Annotated in this window: 19 protein-coding genes; 1 reads left to right on the forward strand and 18 read right to left on the reverse strand. The window is 32.8% G+C overall.

Annotation, left to right across the window (positions count from 1 at the left end; genetic code table 11):
• Window position 1 precedes the first annotated feature (1 nt).
• From AC4CVH_RS08325 to AC4CVH_RS08405, 17 genes are all read right to left on the reverse strand, one after another.
• Entirely contained in the window at window positions 2–655 is a 654-nt protein-coding gene (locus tag AC4CVH_RS08325; RefSeq protein WP_490787293.1) for a sugar transferase, read from the reverse strand.
• Window positions 656–736: 81 nt separating this feature from the next.
• Window positions 737–2,293 (reverse strand): murein biosynthesis integral membrane protein MurJ, encoded by a 1,557-nt coding sequence (gene murJ, locus AC4CVH_RS08330; protein WP_490787294.1) that lies wholly within the window; start codon window positions 2,291–2,293, stop codon window positions 737–739.
• Window positions 2,294–3,412, reverse strand: coding sequence for a glycosyltransferase (locus AC4CVH_RS08335; protein ID WP_490787295.1), 1,119 nt, complete (start codon window positions 3,410–3,412; stop codon window positions 2,294–2,296).
• Entirely contained in the window at window positions 3,396–4,652 is a 1,257-nt protein-coding gene (locus tag AC4CVH_RS08340) for an O-antigen ligase family protein (protein WP_490787296.1), read from the reverse strand. Before AC4CVH_RS08340 ends, AC4CVH_RS08335 begins: the two co-directional genes overlap by 17 nt.
• 43 nt (window positions 4,653–4,695) lie before the next feature.
• A complete protein-coding gene (locus AC4CVH_RS08345) occupies window positions 4,696–5,727 on the reverse strand; it encodes a glycosyltransferase family 2 protein (RefSeq protein ID WP_490787297.1) in 1,032 nt (343 codons plus the stop codon).
• Window positions 5,724–7,166, reverse strand: coding sequence for an O-antigen ligase family protein (locus tag AC4CVH_RS08350; protein WP_490787298.1), 1,443 nt, complete (start codon window positions 7,164–7,166; stop codon window positions 5,724–5,726). Before AC4CVH_RS08350 ends, AC4CVH_RS08345 begins: the two co-directional genes overlap by 4 nt.
• Window positions 7,167–7,188: 22 nt before the next feature.
• Window positions 7,189–8,523 carry an ABC transporter substrate-binding protein gene (locus tag AC4CVH_RS08355; RefSeq protein WP_490787299.1) on the reverse strand — a complete coding sequence of 445 codons (1,335 nt, stop codon included), beginning with the start codon at window positions 8,521–8,523 and terminating at the stop codon, window positions 7,189–7,191.
• Between the two features lie 2 nt (window positions 8,524–8,525).
• A complete protein-coding gene (gene wecB, locus AC4CVH_RS08360; RefSeq protein WP_490787300.1) occupies window positions 8,526–9,602 on the reverse strand; it encodes a non-hydrolyzing UDP-N-acetylglucosamine 2-epimerase in 1,077 nt (358 codons plus the stop codon).
• A 29-nt stretch (window positions 9,603–9,631) separates the two neighbouring features.
• Window positions 9,632–10,738 (reverse strand): glycosyltransferase family 4 protein, encoded by a 1,107-nt coding sequence (locus tag AC4CVH_RS08365; protein ID WP_490787301.1) that lies wholly within the window; start codon window positions 10,736–10,738, stop codon window positions 9,632–9,634.
• Between the two features lie 18 nt (window positions 10,739–10,756).
• A complete protein-coding gene (locus AC4CVH_RS08370; RefSeq protein ID WP_490787302.1) occupies window positions 10,757–11,506 on the reverse strand; it encodes an acyltransferase in 750 nt (249 codons plus the stop codon).
• Between the two features lie 27 nt (window positions 11,507–11,533).
• Complete coding sequence (locus AC4CVH_RS08375; RefSeq protein ID WP_490787303.1) at window positions 11,534–12,640, reverse strand: Gfo/Idh/MocA family protein; 1,107 nt, start codon at window positions 12,638–12,640, stop codon at window positions 11,534–11,536.
• A gap of 72 nt (window positions 12,641–12,712) precedes the next feature.
• The gene (locus tag AC4CVH_RS08380) at window positions 12,713–14,032 is read right to left on the reverse strand and encodes a nucleotide sugar dehydrogenase (protein ID WP_490787304.1); all 1,320 of its coding nucleotides are present in this window, start codon (window positions 14,030–14,032) and stop codon (window positions 12,713–12,715) included.
• A gap of 27 nt (window positions 14,033–14,059) precedes the next feature.
• Window positions 14,060–15,244, reverse strand: a complete 1,185-nt coding sequence (locus AC4CVH_RS08385; RefSeq protein WP_490787305.1) for a glycosyltransferase — start codon at window positions 15,242–15,244, stop codon at window positions 14,060–14,062.
• Window positions 15,241–17,115, reverse strand: a complete 1,875-nt coding sequence (locus tag AC4CVH_RS08390) for a polysaccharide biosynthesis protein (protein ID WP_490787306.1) — start codon at window positions 17,113–17,115, stop codon at window positions 15,241–15,243. Before AC4CVH_RS08390 ends, AC4CVH_RS08385 begins: the two co-directional genes overlap by 4 nt.
• 88 nt (window positions 17,116–17,203) lie before the next feature.
• Window positions 17,204–18,136 carry a UTP--glucose-1-phosphate uridylyltransferase GalU gene (galU, locus tag AC4CVH_RS08395; RefSeq protein WP_490787307.1) on the reverse strand — a complete coding sequence of 311 codons (933 nt, stop codon included), beginning with the start codon at window positions 18,134–18,136 and terminating at the stop codon, window positions 17,204–17,206.
• Window positions 18,137–18,174: 38 nt separating this feature from the next.
• Complete coding sequence (locus AC4CVH_RS08400) at window positions 18,175–19,242, reverse strand: tetratricopeptide repeat protein (RefSeq protein ID WP_490787308.1); 1,068 nt, start codon at window positions 19,240–19,242, stop codon at window positions 18,175–18,177.
• Window positions 19,243–19,274: 32 nt separating this feature from the next.
• Complete coding sequence (locus AC4CVH_RS08405; protein ID WP_490787309.1) at window positions 19,275–21,005, reverse strand: phospho-sugar mutase; 1,731 nt, start codon at window positions 21,003–21,005, stop codon at window positions 19,275–19,277.
• A gap of 316 nt (window positions 21,006–21,321) precedes the next feature.
• Between AC4CVH_RS08405 and AC4CVH_RS08410 the strand changes: the two genes are divergently transcribed.
• On the forward strand, window positions 21,322–22,782 hold the full coding sequence (locus AC4CVH_RS08410) for an aminotransferase class I/II-fold pyridoxal phosphate-dependent enzyme (RefSeq protein WP_490787310.1): 1,461 nt from the start codon (window positions 21,322–21,324) through the stop codon (window positions 22,780–22,782).
• Between the two features lie 78 nt (window positions 22,783–22,860).
• Here AC4CVH_RS08410 and AC4CVH_RS08415 read toward each other — a convergent pair whose 3' ends face one another.
• Entirely contained in the window at window positions 22,861–23,319 is a 459-nt protein-coding gene (locus AC4CVH_RS08415; protein WP_490787311.1) for a 2-thiouracil desulfurase family protein, read from the reverse strand.
• Window positions 23,320–23,324 lie beyond the last annotated feature (5 nt).

The raw sequence follows: 23,324 nt of genomic DNA on the forward strand, positions 1-23,324 counted from the left end.
ATCAATAAGCTCCTTCTCTTTTAAACACTGACAAAAATGTTTTAAAAAATATCTTTATATCGAGCCACAATGAAAACTTTTTTATATACATCAAATCATAATATACTGTTTTAGAGAGTTCAATTTCACCCCGGCCACTTATTTGTGCAAGTCCTGTTATTCCAGGTGTAACAAAAAGCCTTTGCCTATATGCTTCAGGATACACTTTAACTACATCCGGTATCTCCGGTCTTGGACCTACAAGACTCATATTTCCTATAAGTACATTTACAAGCTGCGGTATTTCATCCAAACTTGTTTTTCTAAGAAATGCTCCACTTTTTGTAATTCTATTATCTTTTTTATCTTGAAAAATAAAGTTTGCAATATTTTCAGCTTTTATGTTTAAGGTCTTCTTCTTTTCCGCATTAACCACCATTGTTCTAAATTTATATATAATAAAGTTTTCTTCATTTTTTCCTACCCGTGTCTGTTTAAAAATTACAGGTCCTTTTGAATCAAGCTTAATCCACACACTTATTATAAGAAATAAGGGGCTAAGAACAATTATTCCAATAAACGAAAGTATAAAATCCATAATTCTTTTCAAAGCAAACTGAAGTTTCCTTTTCATTATGTCGTTTTTTCTGTCTATTCTAATATCCTCGGGCTGCATAATATTCCTCCAATTTATTCATGTAATTTAAATCTATAAGTTAAATTATACAAAATTAAAACGACTTTGTTAACATCAAATTTAAAACTTTCCCGAAATTCTATTCTTTATACTTCCAACCAGCTCGGAATATTCTTTGATTTTAAGTGCATAAAGTATTATAAAATAACTTCCTCCTCCAAGAACAAAAGATATTAAAATTGACATTATGCTCCTTATCTTATTATTTTCAAACTGAATATTGCAAAATGAATTTATAACAAATATTAATACTGACATTGCAGCTGACGCAGCACATATCTTTATAAAATTTAAAAATATTATTCTTAAATTCATTCCATTAACTTTTTTGTTGATTTTCCAAAACATCAACATTGTAGTTACTACCGAAGATATTGTAATTGCAAGCGTAAGTCCCGATACTTTCATATATTTTACTATAATCAAGTTTATTATTATATTTATTACTATACCGGCAAAACTGTTTATCATTGGAGTTTTTACATCTTTTAAAGAATAAAATGCTTTGTTCAATATATCTCTTACACCATAGGCAATCATTGCCGGACAGTAAAATAAAAGTGCTTCGGATGTCAAATTCGCAGCATTTTTCGTAAAAGCTCCTCTTTCAAATATCACATTTATAATTGGATCTCTCAGCATTGCTATTGCAAAAGTAGCCGGAACCATTATCATCATTATGGTTGTAATCGCACTTCCAAGAGATTTTTTATATTGAGTCAAATTTCCCTTGACAACCAATTCCGAAAGCGTAGGATATACAATCATCGCAATACCTATTGCAAAAACTTCATAGGCAAGCGTATTTATCTTATTTGAAAAATCAAGTATTGTAGTTGCGCCAAAATAAAGATTAGTTGCAAAGCATCTGTTTACAAAAACATTTAACTGTACAACAGAGGTACTTATTACAATCGGAATCATAAGTTTAAACATCTTGAATACTTTCTCATCCCGAAAATTACATACCGGAAAATATCTGTATCCGAGTTTTTTGTATTTAGGTACATTTATTAGAAGTTGAACAATAAATCCTACAACAGTTGCTATTGCAAATCCTTCCATGCCATATTTCTTTGCAAGCAATGCAAGATATAATACGTACACTATATTTGATGCAAATGACATGGCCGCCGGTTCATAGAATTGCTTATGAGATTGAAGCACACCTGTAACTATACTTTGAATAGTTACAAATACAAGTGAGAGAAGCATTATCCTAGTTATTTCAACAGAACTTGCAAATACACTAGGCTGCGTCGTAAATCCATGTCCAACTACATATATTATCTGTCTCGCAAACAATATAAGAATAACACTCGCAACTAAAGTTACTATGGAGGATATTGTTATTATATTATTTACAAACCTGTTTCGTACATTGATACTGTCTTTTTCTATTGATTCTGCATTAAATGGTATAAAAGTCGTAGTAAGCCCGTAGCTTACCGTGATAAGAAGATTTATCATTCCTATACTAAAATTATATATGTCAGATATATATGTGGCGCCAAACTTCTCAGCGATCATGGAATCCCTTAAAAGTGCAGTAGCTTTTCCAGCTATTATAAATACCATTACTATCATGGAACTCTTCATAAATGTTTTCTTACGCATCTATCTCACTCCACCCAACATATTTAAATAAGCACTGTAATATTTTTTCCAGAATTCTTCAAGCGAAAAGTTTTTTCTTATACACTCATAAAGATTTACGCCCATGTTTTTCAGCTTATCTCTATTTAAATAGGCTTTTTTCATTGCTAAAAATATATCATTTTCATCTTCCGGATTAACAAGATATCCATTTTCCGGCTTTACTATAGATTCTATATTTGAAATTTTTGAACATATGACAGGCTTTCTCAAAATTGCACTTTCCAAAATCACTATAGGCGGGGAACCCCCTTCATTAAAAGACGTTAGTACACTTATATCCGACATATTTATAAAATCAGCTGCATTCTCCCTGAATCCTGCAAAAATTACCTTGTCTTCAATTTTCATATCATGTACTATATTTGCAAGCCTTTCCTGAAGTTTGCCGTCTCCAACAAGCACAAGTTTCACATGAGGATTTTCCTTTTGTAGGATGTAAAACGCTTTTATAAGCTTCTCATGATTTTTAACCGGATGCATTCTTGCTACCATGACATAAACAAAATCATCTTCATCAATATTAAATCTTCGTCTAATGTCTTTGACAGTTACAGAAACTTCAACATTACGAATGTCTATTCCATTTCCAACTATATACTTGTGACCTCTAAATCCATTATCATCCAAAAGATTTTTTATACTTTCGGATACACATATATAATTATCAAATTTCAAAAGTCCTGCTCTGCTAAGCGGAGTGTAGAGATATTTTTTTAATTTGTTGTTTAAAAAATCATATCTAAAATCACTGTGGACCGTGGATGTACATAAAACATTGATACTTTTGTGTATTAAAAAATATAAAAAATTAGACTTTGCTCCATGAAAATCAACTATATTTATTTTATTTTTAGATATATATTCCAAAAATTTTTTGCCGAACATTTCCCTGAAGGTAAAACACTTTACTTTTATATCTTCTTTAACTGCATTGTCATACATATATCCTCTTCCTATGCAAACTACCCAGCTTTCCATATCAAATATATCATTCTTGCATATGTTCAAAACGTGTTTTGCTCCACCGCCATTGTCATTCCCGGATATGACCTGAAGTACCCTAATAATATAAATCACCTTCCATGTGCTGTCTATACATTACAGATTCAAAACATGCTATAAGTATCCAGAAAAAGGCTATTACTTTAGGTGCTGAAAAGAAATTATCTATAAGATTCATACACACAAAAGCTGCAAGTGAAGCAATAAAACCTCTAAAAAATGGTGTATAAAATTTATCTTCAACCTGTCTTGTAAATTTAACTATTCTATAGAATACAGATATTATCATAAATACAAAGACTGCTGTTCCAAACACACCGAGTTCTGACTGAACTTTCAAGATTATATTGTGTGGATGAAAATCTTTTGAAGGATAATACTCTATCTTTTGCTTTAAAAGTACCTTGTATTTATCATACAATACACGATAATTTCCATTCCCCACTCCCCTTATGGGATGATCTTTTATCATAAATCCAGCTATATCCCATAGTTTTATTCTTGACATATTCTGTGCAGGGTCTGTAAATTCAGACAATCTGCTTGTAATTTGGGGAACAAATACAGATATCCCCCCTGCGGCAATAAGTGCTATGATAAATTTCCAACTGTATGTAAGTGCAAGAACTATACATCCAATAACAAAGCCTATCCATGCATTCCTTGAAAAACTCATTACAATATTTAAAAACGCCATAGCTGCAATAACTGCAAAAATAACTTTCTTTCTTCTGTTTTTTTCACTTATCGCAAGTACGATTAAAGGGAAAATGGCCATAACCATAAATACTCCAAGATTGTTTGAATTCTCCATTGTCGAAAATATCCTGTCTCTTACTCCATTTTCACTTTTTTGAATAAATCCAATGCCACATATGCCTTCTATTATACCTATGAGTGAAACTATAAACGTTGATACCATATACAGCCTCAATATCCAATCGACTATAATTTGTCTAGTCGACATTTCATATTTTATTATAAAGAACATCAGAATATATGTAACAAATCTTGCTGTTTCAGACAATGCTATAGTCTTCCCCTCAGCATAAGATACCGATATAAGCATAATCAACGCAAGTAAAAACATGAATATACTGGTTGAGTTTCTAAAAAAGTCCCTCAATCCCCGCATAAACCTTTTTCTTGAATCTGCAAATAAAATTACAGAAAGCGCATAAACTACTATGGCGAGTGCAAGTATTGCATCACCGTTTAAAGGTAATCTACCGACTTTATATTTCCCAGGCAACAATGGTTGAAACAATACATAAAAATATATTAAAATACATACTAATCTACTTCCTATATTCATGTAAAGCACCTCTTTTGGCAATCAAAAATAATCTCAAAGTTACTTATCTTGACATACTCGTATTATTCTTAATAGATTTTTTAGACTTAAAAATATAAAAATTAAACAATCCATTTATAAAACCAACACCATATCCAAAATGAATTATAGGAAAAATCCAGAATATATACTTCCATATTCTTCTTTCACGGTGTATAAGCTTCAATGATGCTACAACATCCCCAAATACATAAATTAAAACTTCCAGTACCCACAGATAGAGTATCCATCTATAAAATATTCCAAGTACTATACCTAGAACATTTGTTGTAACAAACAATGCAGGCACAATATGTCTCAAAGATGGCAGACCACCATGCTTTTGCATTACACGGACCTTCCAGAAGCCGTACTGGTAATATTGCTTCCACAGTTTCTTTAGTGAAGCTCTGCTGTAATAGTAGGATTTTATACTTGGTGAAAGTAAAATCTTATAACCTTTTTCGGTTATCCTAAAATTCAACTCATCATCTTGATTTCTTACAAGCTCTTCATCAAAATAGCCTATTTCTTCAAGTACTTTCTTCCTGTAACATCCAAAAGCCACCGTATCAACATACGTTTCTTCCGTAGCATACCTAAAGAGAGCATTTCCAACTCCAAAAGGTGAACTCATTGCCATGGAAATCGCAAGGCCCTTGTCATTTCCATTTATAGTTTCAATTGGACCTCCAACACATCCCACATCATGAGTTGTAAGTGAAATTACATTTTCTTTCACAAAATTCTGATCTGCATAAGCATGTGCACCAAAAATTATTATCACATCAGAGCTACTATGCTTAATTCCCGCATTCATTCCCTTAGGTGCAGAAAGTCCTTTATTGTCTATAAGTTTTATATTACCATATTTTTTTTCATAATCCCTAACTATGTTTCTGGTGCCATCGTCTGACATTCCATCACATATTAGAACTTCATATAAATCACTGTCATACGTCTGATTTATAAATGAATCTATACACTTTCCTATATACTTTTTCTCATTTCTGCATGGAACTACTACAGAAACAGTTAATTTCGCAGCTTTGTTCATACTGATCCTTCTCCCATATCCGAACGTCTTTTGCAATTATTAATTTCAATTAATCCCAGAACCAAAAATATCATAATCGTTCCAGTTATTACTCCTTTATGATTAAACTCATTTCCAGTTAAAACAGAAGCGATAATATACGTTATTAAAGATACAAATAATCCCCTGTTTTTACTGTAATTTTTAAAGACAACCTTTATTCTATTTACAATAATCAATATATATGTTAATAACGAAACCAAACCAAATTCCACACCTATTTGCAATATTAAATTGTGTGCATGCTCAAGCATATAATGAGCTGCTGTAATTTGCCATCTTAAATCTTCCGGCATCATTAAATATCCCCTGAGTGCAAATTCCTTATAATATTTTGGAAATTGACTCATGCCTACCCCAAATGGATAATCTTTAATAATTCTGATATCTGTATATATTGACTGTATTCTGGCTGTAGCAGACTCATTTCCTAAAAGACCGGATACATTATTTCCTCTTGTTATTATAAACGTCATCACAGGTTTAATTAATACAACCCCTATAACTGTCATGGCTATAACTAATTTTCTGTATTTTTTGCTTATCAGAATTAAAAATACTGCTATAAGTGCACTAATCCAAGCGCCCCTCGTAAATGTTATAAGCAATGCTATAACTTGTATAAAAAGTGATATATACAAAAATTTTTTTTCTGATTTGTTTTTCTTATTATATAAAATATATTCTAGTACAAAAGGCAGTACAGTAACTAAAATTACTGCAAATATATTAACATTGTGATATCCGAATGTTAACAATGCCCTGTTTTTATGTATAGCACTTAAAGATACCCCATCCTTGAACATTTGCACAAATCCATACAAACTGCTCAAATCAATGCTAAAAATTATAGAGTAAATTAATTTTTTTATATCATGCTTTTCAAAAAGAGATATTATAATAAGCATAAACATAATAGGTGTAACTACACCTAAATATGTATCACTCAAACTTTCCCAAATATTAAAAGAATAACTATCTGAATTATATACAAATATTACAAAGATAAGAACCAATATATAAAATTTAAATTCACTCTTATCTCCATTTGTCACTTTGTATTTTATAGTAGCACATATTTGTTTTATATTGTATAAAAAAGCAATAGTAATATATATAGTTTCAAAAGATATCTTAAATACAAAGAAATCTATCTGAAGGAACTTACGTGCTGTAACAAAAAAAGGCAAAAAAATCAAAAACAACAGTATGGACTTCTTTGCATCTTTAAACAATAAATATATTACATTTAATAGCAAAAAACTAGCCAAAAACAACATAAAAACATCTTTTTTGCTATTTCCATTAATATTAAAAATAGCTACTATAACAGACAATAAAAAACTACATCCTAGTACCTTCTTATTGTACTGTGACATTTTTTGCAAGTAATATTTCATCTCTATTGCTCCTTACTAAACTTTATTTTTTAAATGTATCCAGTTGAATTTTTCTGTCTTTTTCAGTTGAACTGCAATATTCTTTATAGGAATTATTGAGCTCTTTTATAACCTCGTCTATCGACTTTTTCCCTTTAATGGCATCTACAGATAATTTCACTGTGCTAGCTGAATTCCTAGATACAAATATTGATGGATCTAACACCTCAGTCTTAAAATTTGAAACCTGATTATATTCTTTATAAATATCATTTTTAATCTGTGTGTTATTAATAGTAGGAGATATAGCCATTCTTGTACTTAATATTTCTCTATTAGAGTTTTCTGAAGTCAACCATTTAAAAACTTCATTTACTGCTTTTCTTTCTTTTTGATTTTTTTCTAATACGTCTTTATTGATACATGCAAAATTTGCATTGGATAAATAATACTGCCTATCTCCATCAGAAGTGTTGAATTTTGGCAGACTGCTCGTGCCAAGATCAAAATTTAAAGGCATTATATTAGTATAATATCCTTTATCCTCAAAAGTAGATAAACCCATTGCTACTTTGCCTTCATAAAAATCTATTCTCAGGTCTTTTTTACTCTTTTTATCAAAATTCTTATCCAGTAAATTTTCTTTATAAAGTTCTTTATATGCACTTAAAATGTCTTTAGATGAATTGAATTCATATTTTCCATTCTTGTAATTCCAAAATGATGTATATATATTATCAAAATTAACGCTTGGTTCACCTATTGATTCTTTAAAATCTTCATATTCTATGATTGGAAATTGGAATGGTACTACATTTGGGCACTCTTTTTTAATTTTTTTACTATACTCTATTAACTCATTCCAAGTTTTCGGAGGTTTGTTTGGATCAAGACCTGCTTTTTTAAATATATCTTTATTCCATACAAATTTTACATTTTCTTCATTTAATCTTATACCAACCGGTTTACCATTAAAATATACAAAATTGTCCGACTTGATATTATCAACATTACCCAAATTTTCAATATACTTATCTTTAATTAATTCAAAAAAAGCATACATCATTATGTCCGGTCCCTTTTCAGCGGCCAGGGATGTTTTTAATACATTAGCATAATCCCTGCTATCATACACATTTAGCATGATATAAATATCTTTGTGACTTTTATTGAATTTCTTAACCTGGTATTCTCGTGTATCTGAAACTCTATCTTTCGGCAGCCACAATCTAACTATGGTTTTATTTTTTATAACTTCAGTATCATCACTGACTTGCTTCTTACTCAAATCCAATTTATAGGATACGGATATTACAATTAATACCAAACAGATTATACTAGCAATTATCATATATAACTTTCTGTATTTTTTATCCATATTTAACTCCTGTGCATATATTTGGCTATATCATTTATTATCTCTAAAATTTTATAAGAAGCTTTACCATCGCCAAAAATACTCTTTTGATTCTCACTTGGCTGAAAATTTAATATAGCATCTAATATTTTATTTTTGTCCGTTCCTGTAATTATATTCCAACCATTTTCAACAGTCTCCACCCATTCTGTCTCATTTCTCATGGTTATACATGGTTTTTTCATAAAGAAAGCCTCTTTTTGAACCCCACCACTGTCTGTAACTATTTTCTGGGAGTTCATCTCTAAAGCAATCATTTCAAGATAACCTACTGGTTCTATTAATTTTATGTTATCGCCAAAGTTCAAATTATAACTTTGCACATACTTTTTAGTTCTCGGGTGAAGTGGTAATACTACAGTTTTATTACTCTCATTCAATGCTTCTATTATATTTTTCAATCTATTTATATCATTTGTGTTTTCTGCTCTATGTATTGTTGTTAAAATATATTCTCCGGGCTTTGCAAAAATTTTCTCCAGTATGCCTGTTTTCTGCTCTGCTAATTTTTTAAAATGCAGTACTGCATCAAACATTACATCTCCTACATTATAAACGCCTTTACTGATGCCTTCAGTTTTAAGGTTTTTTTCAGCTGTTTCTGTCGGTACGAACAACAACTTCGATATGTGATCTGTAAGTACCCTGTTCTGCTCCTCCGGCATATCCATATTAAAGCTTCTAAGTCCTGCTTCAACATGAGCTACAGGCATCAACAATTTACTTGCACACAAAGCCGCCGCCAATGTTGAATTTGTATCCCCGTAAACCAATACCAGATCCGGCTTTTCTTTTAAATATATCTTCTCTAATTCCACAAGCATCCTGCCTGTCTGTTCGCCATGATTTCCTGATCCTATTCCCAGGTTATAATCCGGTTTAGGTATCTTAAGTTCCTCAAAAAATATACTGGACATATTTTCATCATAATGCTGACCGGTATGGACCAATATTTCCTCATGTTCTTTTCTTAATATGTTAGACACTGCTGCTGCCTTTATGAATTGAGGCCTAGCACCAACCACAGTTAATATTTTCATTAGTATCACCTCCAAAAGTATAACCCTGACTACTTGTCACTTAATTCCGCATACATATTTAAAAGCACCTTTCCTTCACTTTCCCAGGAATACTTGCTTAAAACAAATTCCCTTCCGTTTCTGCCAAGCTTTTTCATTAATTTTCTATCCTTCAATAGATTTTGTATTACTCCAGCTATATCCCTGGGTTTATTAGGATCAACCCCTAAAAAACAACCTTTAAATACATTTCTCCAGTATTCAAAATCCGACATAACCATAGGCAATTCACAAGCCATATATTCAAAAGGTTTATTGGGAAGTGCCGATATATGATTATCAACAGGCCAGAAATTCACTATACCAATATCTGATTTTTTCATATAGGAGTATGCTTCCTTTTGCGGTTTCAAGCCGAAGTAGTCCACATATTCCCATCCTTTTGTTTTCATACATTCTTCTTCATAACTTTTATTTTCCCATTTACCTAAAAGCCATAGTCTGACTTCACCTTTCAAAAATGACATTGCCTGTATAATTTCTTTTATACCTCTTATTTTGGTCAATCCACCAGCATATATTACAACGGGTGTCTTTTTTTCCATATCTATAGCGTTTATGGAATCTATATCCGAGATAACAGGGAAATTTCTCACTATTACTGTTTTATTTAAATTAAAATTTTTAGCAATGTCGTCTGAAACACATACTATTCTATCAAAACTTTTTGCCGCCTTTTTCTCATATTTATTAAAAATACTAGATACTAATTTTCTTATAATATCACTTTTCAGCCATTCCTTAGTTAATATCTGCTTAGGCACGTCTTCATGTACGTCATATATAACTTTTTTACCTAATTTCTTTAATTTTACACCTACCGGTATTAATTCTGGATCATGGAAATGATATATATCTGCATCAATTTCGAGAGCTTTTTTTAAAGCTATCTTTCTTTTTTTTAAAAATCTATACAATCTACCATTTTCATGTGGGAGATGAATTATTTTTACATCGTCTGAAATCTCATCCTTATCATTCGCTATTAATAAATACACATCATAATCACTTTTTGCAATAGTTCTGCACTCTTTATGATATATTCTAGTATCAAATGTTGGATGTGCTGTTGATATATGACAAATTTTAGTTTTCATTAATGTTTCCTCTCTCAATCACTGATTTTCAAGAAGCTGATCTTCCGGTACATCTCTAAATACCTTTGCCGGTGAACCTGCAACTACTTTAGCTTTTTCCACATCTTTAGTAACCACACTTCCTGCAGCTGCAAAACCATCTTCTTCTATTGTTCTCCCTGGCAATATTACAGCTCCAGCACCTATTCTTCCACCTTTTTTTATTGTAACCCCTTTAAAATGCTTGAACCTCTCTTTGGATCTTGCTGCATAATTGTCATTTGAAGTCACAACGCCAGGTGCTATAAATACATAATCTCCAACTTCTGAATAAGCCGTTACATATGCATTTGTCTGTATTTTGCAGTTGGAACCAACAGTACAATAATTCTCAACTGTTGCTCCCTTGCCTATTATTGTCTTTTCTCCTATAGTTACATTTTCCCTAACTACTGCAAGATCTGCCACAAGAGTTTTCTTCCCTATTTTAGAACCTGCATAAATTATAGAAGAGGCTCCTATAAGGCACTCATCTCCTATAAAAGCAGGCGGAAGTGGTTTTTCTTCTCCTTTGAATATACTGTTCGCCGCCCTCATTGGTTGTTTTCCTATAATTGCATTATCGTCAATTCTCACATTGTTTCCCACTTTTGACGATTCATGCAGTATTACATTACTTCCTATAATACAATTGTCACCTATTACAACATCATCTTCTACAACCACAAAATATCCTATCTTTACATTTTTACCTATTGTTGATTTTTCAGATATAAAACATCTATCCATTCCTATTGCTCCTTTAAAGTGCATCTACTATTTATGTATTTTATCTACATTTACCATATCCATTGTTGAAAAGTCTTTAAACGGAAATTTAACAGGCATACCTGTTAGTCTTGATTTGTAAGCAGCAAGAATTATAGACATGCCTTTCTTGCCTTCTTCTCCATTTATCAGAGGCTCAGTGTCATTATTTATAGCATCTATCATATTTTTGAAAAGTGGAATATGTCCAAATCCATATACCGTATCAGGATTTCCCTCCTGTTGTTTTAGTATATCTTCCTCATTATCTTTTCCATCATCAAATCTCCATGTTTCAATAGCATTTACTGCAACTCCACCTATGCAAACAACTCCCTTCTCTCCAAAAATACTCAGGGTCTCCTCAAGATTTTTTGGATAAACGCAGGCAGTTCCTTCTACTATTCCAATAGCACCATTTTTAAATCTTATTATTACAGCTCCAAAATCTTCGGCTTCTATATCTCTAAGGAAAGTATCACATTGAGCATAGACACTGTCTATTTCTCCACCCATCATCCACTGAAGAAGATCTATATCATGTATACACTGATTCATTAAAGTTCCACCGTCAAGTTTCCACGTTCCCCTCCATGGTGCCTGTTCATAATAGCCCATGTTTCTATTCCATAGAATTCTTGCAGTTCCATTTATCAACCTTCCAAATCTATTTTCACAAATTGCTTTTCTGAGCTTTTGAATAGGCTTGTTAAATCTATTCTGATGACTTATACACAACTTTACATTGTTTTTCTTTGAGCATTTTATCATATCATCGGCGTTATCTATTGAAAGTGCCATAGGTTTTTCAACTATAACATGCTTATGCTTATCCATGCAATACATTGCAATTTCAGGATGGTATCCACTTTCAGTTGCAACTGTGACTACATCTATATCTTCACTGTCAAGCATTTTTTTATAGTCTGTATAAACCTTCACATCTGTCTTCGTTCCCATCTTGTCTATATACTCTTTTTTTCTAGTTTCAGCTTTTTCACAAGACAAATCACACGTACATGCAAGTTCTGACTCCTGGCTGTTGTTTACCAGAGCCTCTATATGTTTATATGAAATTCTTCCACAGCCTATAATTGCAAATCTTAATTTTTTCATCGACACACACCTCACTAAAATTACTCTTTTAATAATATAAGTCCTATAAACTAGGACTTATTCTTATAAAATTTATAGTTTATGAATCTTGTTTCTATTATTTTTCACATCTTTAGTAGCATTTCTAGTATCATATATAAGCTTTGCTCTTTCTGCAATCTCTTCATAATCATAACAACTGTGGTTTGTAGTTATAATTACAATATCCGAATCATCTATAATTTCTTTCCAATCTACACTTTTGTATTCCTTTCCCTTATATCTGAATTCAGGTACAAAAGGATCATTTACTACAACATCAGCACCATTTTTCTCAAGGTGTTCTATAACCTTTAGAGCAGGTGATTCTCTCATATCATCTATATCATTTTTGTAGGCAACTCCCATTAGAAGAACCTTTGCACCATTCATTGCTTTTTTCTCATATTTATTTAAAAGCTTCATTGCAGTATCGACTACAAATTCAGGCATCGAGTCATTTATATCTCCTGATGCTTCTATAAGTTTTGTATGAAAGTCATATTCCTTTGCCTTCCACGACAAATAGAAAGGATCAAGCGGTATACAATGTCCTCCAAGGCCCGGGCCCGGATAAAACGGCATAAATCCATATGGCTTTGTCTTTGCGGCCTCTATTACTTCCCATATGTCTATGTTCATTCTGCTACACAGAATAGCCATTTCATTTATAAGTCCTATGTTTATATTTCTAAAAGTATTTTCAAGTATTTTTTCCATTTCAGCAACTGCTGGGGATGATACTGTAAACACATCACTGTTAAGTACATTCCTGTAAAGTGCTGCTGCAACTTCTGTGCATTCTTCAGTGCATCCTCCAACTACCTTTGGAGTATTTTTAGTCTTATACTGTTTATTGCCGGGATCCACTCTCTCAGGGGAAAAAGCAAGGAAGAAATCTTCTCCACACTTTAAGCCACCTTCCTCAAGTATAGGCTTTAATACCTCTTCAGTAGTTCCTGGATAAGTAGTGCTTTCAAGTACTACAAGCATACCTTTATGAAGGTATTTTGCAACACTTTTAGTTGAGTTTACAACATAGGAAAGATCCGGCTGTTTATAAAGGTCAAGTGGTGTAGGTACTGATATTGTAACTGCATCAACTTCCTTTACAAATGCAAAGTCTGTAGTTGCTCTTAATTTTTTCTGATCTACAAGTACAGAAAGGTCTGAATCAACTATATCTCCTATGTAATTATGTCCCTTATTCACCATTTCAACTTTTTTATCTTGGACGTCAAATCCAATAACATCATATCCCATTTTTGCTTTTTCAACTGCCAATGGAAGTCCTACATATCCAAGCCCTACCACACCAAGCTTTGCAGTTTTATTATTTAATTTAGATATCAATTCTTCTTTTAATTGTGACATTGTTTTTCCTCCTGAGTTTCAATAAATTTAAATAAGTTCGTCATATATCTTTATAACTTTTTTAGCATTGTCATTCCATGTAAAATGTTCTTTTACTGTAATCATTCCATTATTTCCTATAAAACTTCTTAAATTCTCGTCTTCTATTAACTTTTCAAGAACTTTAACAAGTCCCTCGACATCTTTTCTTTTCACAAGAAATCCATTGCGTCCATCTTGTACAGCATCTTCAATTCCCTCGCCTTTTATTCCTATTACAGGGATACCCATAGACATTGCCTCTACATAGGCAACACCAAATCCCTCCTTATAACTCGGAAGAGAAAATATATCATAATCAGGTATACATTCTATTACCTTACTGTGTTCCATTTTACCTAGAAAGTTTATATTGTCTTCCATTTTTAATTTATGTACAAGTTCTTGAAGCGAAGTCTTAAATTCTCCATCACCTATTATATCATATTGTATATCTGGATATCTGGATCTTAATCTTGCTACAGCCTCGATATTTATATGAATACCTTTTGTCTCTATTAAGTTTGAAATACTTAATATTTTTATTTTTCCATTGTTCTTTATTAATTTACTCTCTTTAATGTTACTTATGTTATCTATATTTACACCGTTGTTTACAATATTGATTTTCTCATAAAAATCTTGAGATTTCACCATATTTTTAAGCTTACTGCTTACAGTTATTATAGAATCCACATTTTTCAATACACCAAATACTGCTTTTTTACACTTTTCATTTCTGTATATTGTATTTTGAAAATCCTGTCCATGCACTGTAACAACATGTGGAACATTAAAATCTTTATTTGCATAAACTGCTGCATATCCATCCGGAAGTGCTACATTGGAGTGTATCAAATCAAATTTAAAGTCACTGTATATTGATTTTAAATTTTTTCTCAGCGACCTTCCCATAAAATATCCTGATCTATGAAATAATATTCCTCTTGGAAATTCCAAATATCTTGGATAATACACCTTTATACCACCTATCACATCACTTGACGGTATACTTAAATATTTTTTCCATTTACTGCTCAAAATTCCCAGTGGAAAAGGAACAAACGGCACAGGACTTACAACCTCAACACTGCAGCCGTTGTCCACAAGAGCTCTTGCCTGTTGATACACAAATATTCCAGACATTTCATTGAAAGCTGAAGGATACATGTGTGAAATTATAAGTATTTTCATATTTCCTCCATGCATCGTACCGTTTCCTCTTTTTTTCTCTTTCTAGTGTATGTAGGAACTTTTTTCTCCATAAGTTCAAAAATACTTTCACTGTCCTCATGCACTACATTTCTAAATTCTCCAATTGAGTCTTCTATAAACCTTATATCTATGTTGTTTGTTTTCTCCACAAAAATCTTGTCATGTTCTGTGGATGTAAGCGCAATTTCATTCATCAATGGCTCTTCATAAAGTTTTTCTCCCGGTCTGAGTCCTGTATATTCTATTCTTATATCAACGTCGGGCTTATATCCCGAAAGTGTTATCAAATCTCTAGCAAGGTCAGCTATCTTGACTGGTTTACCCATGTCGAGAACAAATATTTCCCCGCCCTTTGCTATTGCACCTGCCTGAATTACAAGCTGTGCTGCCTCGGGTATAGTCATAAAAAATCTGTTTATATCCGGATGAGTAACAGTTACGGGTCCTCCATGAGCTATCTGCTTTTTAAAAAGAGGTATTACAGAACCGTTGCTTCCTAAAACATTTCCAAACCTGACAGCCACATACTCTGTAGAACTTACCTGATCAAATGCCTGAACCATCATTTCACAAAATCGCTTTGTTGCCCCCATTATATTTGTAGGATTGACTGCTTTGTCCGTGCTTATCTGTACAAACTTCTTTACTTTGAAATCATTACAGCATTTCAACACATTGTAAGTTCCTATTATGTTATTTTTCACAGATTCACCAGGATTCATCTCCATAAGCGGAACATGCTTGTGAGCAGCTGCATGAAATACTACGTCCGGTTTATATCTTGAAAATATGTTTTTCATTCTATCAAAATCTCTTATGGATGCAATTATAACTTTTTTGCTCAATTCCGGATGGGTATAATTCAACTCCATTTGCACACTGTATGCATTATTTTCATATATGTCCAATATTAAAAGTTGTTCTGGATTAAATTTAGATATTTGTCTGCAGAGTTCTGAACCTATAGATCCTCCTCCTCCAGTGACAAGTATAACTTTATCTTTTATGTATTTTTCTATATTACAGCTGTCAAGTCTTACTTCTTCTCTTCCCAGCAAATCTTCTATATTTACATCCCTTAGCTTGCTTATATTTACATTGCCATCAACTATTTCGTATATGCCTGGAAGAGTTTTAAGCTTGCAGTTTGTCTTTTTGCATATGTTCATAATATCCATCTTGGATTTCATATCTACAGACGGAATTGCAATTATTATTTCTTCTATGCCTTTCTCCTTGCATACTTCCATGATGTCATCTCTTCCTCCAAGTACTTTTACACCGCTTATCATCTTATTTCGTTTTGTTACATCATCATCAATAAGTCCTATGAGATTGTAGTTTAAATTCGTATGTCTCTTTATCTCTTTTATCAATATTGAAGATGCATCTCCCGCTCCTATTACGAGCAGTTTTTTGCTTTCTTTGCCTGCTTCTTTTTCTCCCTTGTTCTGTTCGATTATTCTGGCAAGAAACCTGCTTCCACCAAGCGTCACTACAGATAATATCCAAAATATTATATGAACTGTGAATGGAAACCTGAAATACCTGTTTTCAAAAAATTTAAAATTTACAAAATGACTGTAAACTATAAATACAACATTTGAAAGTGAAATCGAATAAATAATAGATAACAACTCTTCTGTCGATGCATATTTCCATATGCTGTCATATAGTTTAAAAAACTTATTAAATATAAGTGTTATACCTATTACTGGAATCAATGACAGCTTCAAAAATTCCATATATTCATCTGGTATCGTGAAATCAAATTTCAAAAGCAGGGCAAAATACAAGGAAAATATCAGCAAAACCATGTCATATATAATAAGCTTTTTATCTTTCTGCATATAAACACTTCCTAAAGTTATTTTACTTAAGCTCGTAAACTCTCTTCTCTATTTTACATCATAGTAAAAATTATTCAATATATTTTATTTATGAATTTGTAAACTTATTTTTACTATCTTCTTCATGCATTTGTTTACTTACATTTTTGAAGAGTTCAGTATCCTTGAGATTAGAGAGGTACCTCATAAACGGCTTTTTAATATCATCTCTTTTAAGTGCATATTCAACTGTAGCCTGCAGGAACCCGAGTTTGTCTCCAACGTCATATCTTCTTCCCTCGAAATTATAGGCATACATAGCCTCCACTTTAGCCAGCGTTTTAAGCGCATCTGTAAGCTGGATTTCCCCTCCCTTTCCGGGAATTGTATCTTTTAATATCTTGAATATCGTAGGTGTTATTATATATCTTCCAAGTATGGCCACATTGGAGGGTGCATCTTCAACTTTGGGTTTTTCTATAAGTTCTTTTACTTTATATACCCTATCTTCTATATACATTCCTTTCATTATTCCATATTTGTATACATCTTCTTTAGGTACCTTCTGAACACCTATAATTGAAGTTTTATACTCGTTGTAACAATCTATAAGCTGTTTTAAACATGGCTTTTTGCTGTCTACTACATCATCTCCAAGCATTACTGCAAAAGGTTCATTACCCACAAACGTTTCCGCACAGCTTATTGCATGTCCAAGACCTCTTGGTTCCTTTTGTCTTATGTAATATATATCAGCCATATTTGAAACCTTTTTAACGAGATTTAAAAGCTCGGTTTTGTTGTGATTTTCCAGTTCATTTTCCAGCTCCACAGATTTGTCAAAATGATCTTCTATGGCTCTTTTATTTCTGCCTGTTATTATAAGTATCTGTTGTATACCAGATGCAACAGCTTCTTCAATAATATATTGTATGGTTGGCTTATCAACTATTGGAAGCATCTCTTTAGGCTGCGCCTTGGTTGCCGGTAAAAACCTGGTTCCAAGTCCAGCTGCCGGTATTATTGCTTTTTTTACATTCAAATCAAAGTCTCCTCTCAAAATGATTTAATTTTACAACTTCATTTAAACATATCCTGAAGCTGAAGTACGACTTCATCCTTGGGATCTAATTTTTGTGCTATTTGGAAATGTATTTTTGCATTTTCAGTATCCCCCATGTTGAAATAGCACATTATTAGATTAGTACATATTTCAACTGATTTAGTAGCGTCAAAAGCTTTTCTCAGATATGCTACAGCTGTTTTATAGTCTCCTATGGAAGCGTAATTTATTCCCATTTCGTTTACAACTTCAACTACACTGCTGTCTATATTCAAGGCATCATTTAAATAATATATTGCCTTCTCATAATTTTCAAGCATTCTATAAGCAACTGCTATGTAATAATAAATAGATGGATGATCTCCAAATACGTCAAGAAGCGGGATAAGTATTTCAAGAGATTTTTTGGGGTTTGAATCTAAGATTTCCTTTCCCCTGTCATATTCCACTACTGATTTTACCGATTGTTTGAAATCAACTACTTCAGGAGTTTGCTCGCCACCTCTTTGTATATAATTGTTTATATAGAAAAGTGATTTTTCATAATCCTCATCCTCCCGTGAAATTACAGCATGATAAAAATACGGCAGGGCATAATCTTCAAACTTCTCGGCATTTTCTATAATTTCCAGTTCTTCCGCCTTATAATCAGAATCAAGCTTTCTAAGATAATCCGACATAATTATTAATTTGTCATACACTTCTCTGTCCGAATCAATTAAAACAAGTCCTTTCAAAAGTATATAGGCATCTTCATAATTCTTTACTCCAACGTTTTTGGCTATTTTTCCTTTTATAAAATCCGATGCTTTCGGTATCTTTTCAAGTATTGAAACATAAATATCATTATATTTAAAATATTTATCGGCACCCATTACATAAAACATGCCTTCTATAAAAAGACCAGCCGGTATTTTATCCATGTTCTCCTCTGATTTTACCCTGTCAATTATCTTATCTGCACCTACAGGCAGATAAACTTTTTCCTTCAAATCCAAATCGAAGATTTTTTTAAGATTCACCTTATCTATATTCAAAAACAGCATATTCGACAACTTATCCTTGAAATGTACTTTTATATCCATAAATCCTCCACCTACATTTTATTTACATTTGCTCAGCAATTGCATGCATCACTTATTATAGTTTGAATTCTTTTCTCCAGTATTTCAACTTTTCTGCTGGAATCATGAAGATCACTTCCTATTACAGAGAGATATATCTTTATTTTAGGCTCGGTGCCGGAAGGCCTCACTACAAACCATGATTTATCTTCAAGTACAAATTTAATAACGTTTGATTTTGGAAGATTTATTATCTTTTCGTCTATATTTATGAGGTCCTTCTCAATACCCAGTCTATAATCCAATTTTTTTATTATTTTAACATTGTCGAGATTATCTTTCATAGAATGTCTCAGATACTGCATTATTTTCTCTATCTTGTCGCGTCCCTCTTTCCCTTTCAATTCCATAGACACAAGCTTTTCTCTATAGAACCCATACTTTTTGTAAAGTTCTACAAGAGCATCATAAAGGTTCATTCCTTTTTGTTTGTAATAGAGAGCCATTTCACATATGAGTGTTGCTGCAATTACTGCATCCTTGTCACGGACAAAGTCCCCTGCAAGATATCCATAGCTTTCTTCAAACCCGAAAATAAATTTTTTCTCTCCGGATGCATTGAATTCCTTTATTTTTTCACCAATATACTTGAATCCTGTAAGCACATCGATAACATCTATTCCATAACTTTCAGCTATTTTTTCTGCTGCTTCCGTTGTAACTATGGTTTTGACTATGATTCCATTTTCAGGAAGCATACCCTCTTCATCAAGAGAAGAAAGTATATAATTTGTAAGCAGCATGCCTGTCTGGTTTCCTGTAAGTACTTTATATTCCCCTTCTGAATTTTTTACAACAACACCTATTCTATCACAATCTGGATCAGTACCAAATATTATATCCGGTTTTATATCCTCTGCCATATTTAACGCTATGTTGAATACTTTTGGATCCTCTGGATTTGGATATTCGGCTGTTGGAAAATTTCCATCAGGTTTTTCCTGCTCCAATACTACATGTACGTTTTTATATCCGAGTTCTTCAAGTGCCCTTCTTACCGGAATATTTCCAGTACCGTGAATAGGTGTATATATTATTTTCAATTTCTCTGCATTTAATTTTACAAGCTCTTTTCTTATCCCAAGACCTTTTACTCTTTCTATATATGACTTGTCAATTTCATTTCCTATTATATTCAGCAATTTCCTTTTCCTTGCCTCATCTGCATCCATTGTTCTTACTTCCCTAAATCCATCAACTTTTTCTATATAATCAAAAATTTCCTTGGCAGATGCATCTGTAATCTGCCCTCCATCCTCACCATAAACTTTATATCCGTTGTACCGTTTAGGATTATGTGATGCAGTTATAACAATTCCCGCCTTGCTTCCCAGTTTTCTGACTGCATAGGAAAGCATGGGAGTCGGTCTTAAAGTTTCAAACAAATTTACAGAGATCCCATTTGCACAGAGATTCAAAGCAGCCTCCGCTGCAAACTCACTTGAATTTATTCTAGAATCATATCCTATGGAAACCGATATTCTTCCCTTATACTTACTCAAAAGATAATTTGACAGGCCTTGTGTTGCTTTTCTAATAGTATATATATTAATTCTGTTTGTTCCCGCTGCCATTACTCCTCTTAGTCCGCCTGTTCCAAACTCCAGGTCCTTATAGAATCTATCTTCTATCTCCTTTTCATCTTTTATATTTTTAAGTTCCAACTTCGTTCTGTCATCAATCTCACTGGAATTCAACCAATCTTCATACTTATCCTTATACATATAAATACCTCCCGTAGTTCTATATTAAAATAATCATTTGATTTTAATTCAACATAATAAAATAGTTCTATCTTGGAATAATAATAATGTAATATTTAACATTTATAATTATACTATAAATAATAAGCAAAATCACTTTCACAAAAACGTGTTTACTAAATAATAACATATATATTTTTGAAGTATAATTTTCGAAACCGTCATTGAATTTATAAAACAATTAACATATAATGATAATTAGTTTTCAAGAAAAAAAGACTACCCTTTGAACTTTCAATGCCTGAAGGGTATTTTCATTAAAGAAGGTGCTGCAGGATTGTATAAATTAAATCAAAATGAAACTCCCCTATTTGATGCATTGATGGAATATAAAAGCAGAAATATGATCCCCTTTCATGTCCCAGGACACAAACAAGGAAGAGGCGCAGACACGGAATTCAAGGATTTTATGGGTGAAAATCCATTTAAAATAGATGTCACTGTTTTCAAAATGGTCGACAGCCTCCATCATCCCACTGGTCCGATAAAAAAAGCCCAGGAACTGGCTGCGGACGCATATGGATCAGATGCAGCTTTTTTTTCAATTCAAGGTACATCCGGCGCCATACAAGCAATGATTATGTCGGCAGTACGGTCTGGAGATAAAATACTAATACCAAGAAATGTTCACAAATCCGTAACAGCAGGAATTATTTTAAGCGGTGCCATACCCGTTTACATGCCTCCCGAACTGGACAAAAAACTTGGAATAGCCCATGGAGTCACTCCTGAAACAGTTTCCCGGGTATTATCCGAAAATACTGATGCAAAAGCAGTCTTGATTATAAACCCCACTTATTATGGTGTGGCTGCAGATATAAAAAAAATTGCAGATATAGTTCACAGTTACAATATACCGATAATTGTAGATGAGGCTCACGGCCCACACCTGGATTTTAACGAAAAACTTCCACTTTCTGCAATGGACGCAGGATGCGACATGTGCTGCCAGAGCACACACAAAATAATAGGAGCCATGACACAGGCTTCCCTTCTTCATGTAAATTCCAGAAGAATTGATGTAAGACGGGTGCAACAGGTATTATCACTGCTTCAGACTACATCTCCTTCATATATACTTATGGCTTCCCTTGACTGTGCCAGAAGGCAGATTGCAATACACGGTCATGAACTCATTGAAAAATCAATAGACCTTGCAAATTATGCCAGATATCATATAAACAAAATTCCTGGATTTTATTGCTTTGGAAATGAACTTATTGGAAATTCAGGTGTGTTTTCACTTGATCCCACCAAAATTACAATAAGCTGCAGAGATCTTGGAATCACAGGATATGACCTTGAGACAATATTGTCAAACAAATACAGAATACAAATGGAACTTTGCGACATATATAATATTCTTGCAGTAGGGTCATTTGGTGATACGCACAAAAATATGGATGCCCTTATATGTGCGTTAAAAAAAATCAGTATCGAATATTATGGAAGCAGGAGAAAAAAGCCTGATTTCATTGATATACCCGAGATTCCAAAACAAATAAAAATACCAAGAGAAGCTTTTAATGCCGATAAAAAATCCATTCTATTAGAAAACAGCGTTGGAATGACAAGCGGGGAATTTTTAATGGCTTATCCTCCCGGAATACCTATACTCTGCCCGGGTGAAGAAATAACACAGGAGATAGTCGACTATACAAAGCAGTTGAAGGACAATGGTCTTTATGTACAGGGAACCGAAGATCCCGAAGTAGAATATATAAAAGTTGTGAACTAATAAATATCCACCAGATTAGCTGGTGGTTTTCATTAATGACAACAATTAAAAGCGGCACCATTTAGGTACCGCCTTTTTTTACTTCAGATCAAAAGGAAAGTTATTCTCACAAAATACTTCTATATTATTCTGAAGAAGCAGCTCACAGGTTACTCCATTTCCATCTATAAGTTTTCTCTTAAAACTTCCATCATAAATTTTCCCCAATCCACAGGATGGACTTTTCGATTTCAATACCGCTTTTTTTATATTCAATTTTTTGCATATTTCAAGAGTTTCAACTGCACCTCTAAAAAATTTTTGAGTTACATTCCTTCCATAGACATCAACTACACTTGCATTTCCCTGTAGTACATCCCTTCCAGATCCATCCTTCAATTCAGATGGAAATCTCGGAGTTTCCAAGCCTCCAAGTTGTTCTGGACAAACTGGAATTGCAATTCCGTCCCTGACCATTTCAAACACATCTTCTTTTAAATTGCTTTTTCCATCATATCTTGTATTGATTCCGCAAAGACATGCACTAACCAAAATCATATACT

This window comes from Clostridium pabulibutyricum (assembly GCF_058242705.1).

What these genes read in the sequence shown, in the direction of transcription:
- AC4CVH_RS08380 (WP_490787304.1), bottom strand. Translation starts at nt 14,032, where the DNA reads ATGTCACAATTAAAAGAAGAATTGATATCTAAATTAAATAATAAAACT.
- AC4CVH_RS08415 (WP_490787311.1), bottom strand. Translation starts at nt 23,319, where the DNA reads ATGATTTTGGTTAGTGCATGTCTTTGCGGAATCAATACAAGATATGAT.
- murJ (WP_490787294.1), bottom strand. Translation starts at nt 2,293, where the DNA reads ATGCGTAAGAAAACATTTATGAAGAGTTCCATGATAGTAATGGTATTT.
- AC4CVH_RS08375 (WP_490787303.1), bottom strand. Translation starts at nt 12,640, where the DNA reads ATGAAAAAATTAAGATTTGCAATTATAGGCTGTGGAAGAATTTCATAT.
- AC4CVH_RS08370 (WP_490787302.1), bottom strand. Translation starts at nt 11,506, where the DNA reads ATGGATAGATGTTTTATATCTGAAAAATCAACAATAGGTAAAAATGTA.
- AC4CVH_RS08390 (WP_490787306.1), bottom strand. Translation starts at nt 17,115, where the DNA reads ATGCAGAAAGATAAAAAGCTTATTATATATGACATGGTTTTGCTGATA.
- AC4CVH_RS08400 (WP_490787308.1), bottom strand. Translation starts at nt 19,242, where the DNA reads ATGGATATAAAAGTACATTTCAAGGATAAGTTGTCGAATATGCTGTTT.
- AC4CVH_RS08345 (WP_490787297.1), bottom strand. Translation starts at nt 5,727, where the DNA reads ATGAACAAAGCTGCGAAATTAACTGTTTCTGTAGTAGTTCCATGCAGA.
- AC4CVH_RS08355 (WP_490787299.1), bottom strand. Translation starts at nt 8,523, where the DNA reads ATGGATAAAAAATACAGAAAGTTATATATGATAATTGCTAGTATAATC.
- AC4CVH_RS08385 (WP_490787305.1), bottom strand. Translation starts at nt 15,244, where the DNA reads ATGAAAATACTTATAATTTCACACATGTATCCTTCAGCTTTCAATGAA.
- AC4CVH_RS08350 (WP_490787298.1), bottom strand. Translation starts at nt 7,166, where the DNA reads ATGAAATATTACTTGCAAAAAATGTCACAGTACAATAAGAAGGTACTA.
- AC4CVH_RS08405 (WP_490787309.1), bottom strand. Translation starts at nt 21,005, where the DNA reads ATGTATAAGGATAAGTATGAAGATTGGTTGAATTCCAGTGAGATTGAT.
- wecB (WP_490787300.1), bottom strand. Translation starts at nt 9,602, where the DNA reads ATGAAAATATTAACTGTGGTTGGTGCTAGGCCTCAATTCATAAAGGCA.
- AC4CVH_RS08365 (WP_490787301.1), bottom strand. Translation starts at nt 10,738, where the DNA reads ATGAAAACTAAAATTTGTCATATATCAACAGCACATCCAACATTTGAT.
- AC4CVH_RS08325 (WP_490787293.1), bottom strand. Translation starts at nt 655, where the DNA reads ATGCAGCCCGAGGATATTAGAATAGACAGAAAAAACGACATAATGAAA.
- AC4CVH_RS08340 (WP_490787296.1), bottom strand. Translation starts at nt 4,652, where the DNA reads ATGAATATAGGAAGTAGATTAGTATGTATTTTAATATATTTTTATGTA.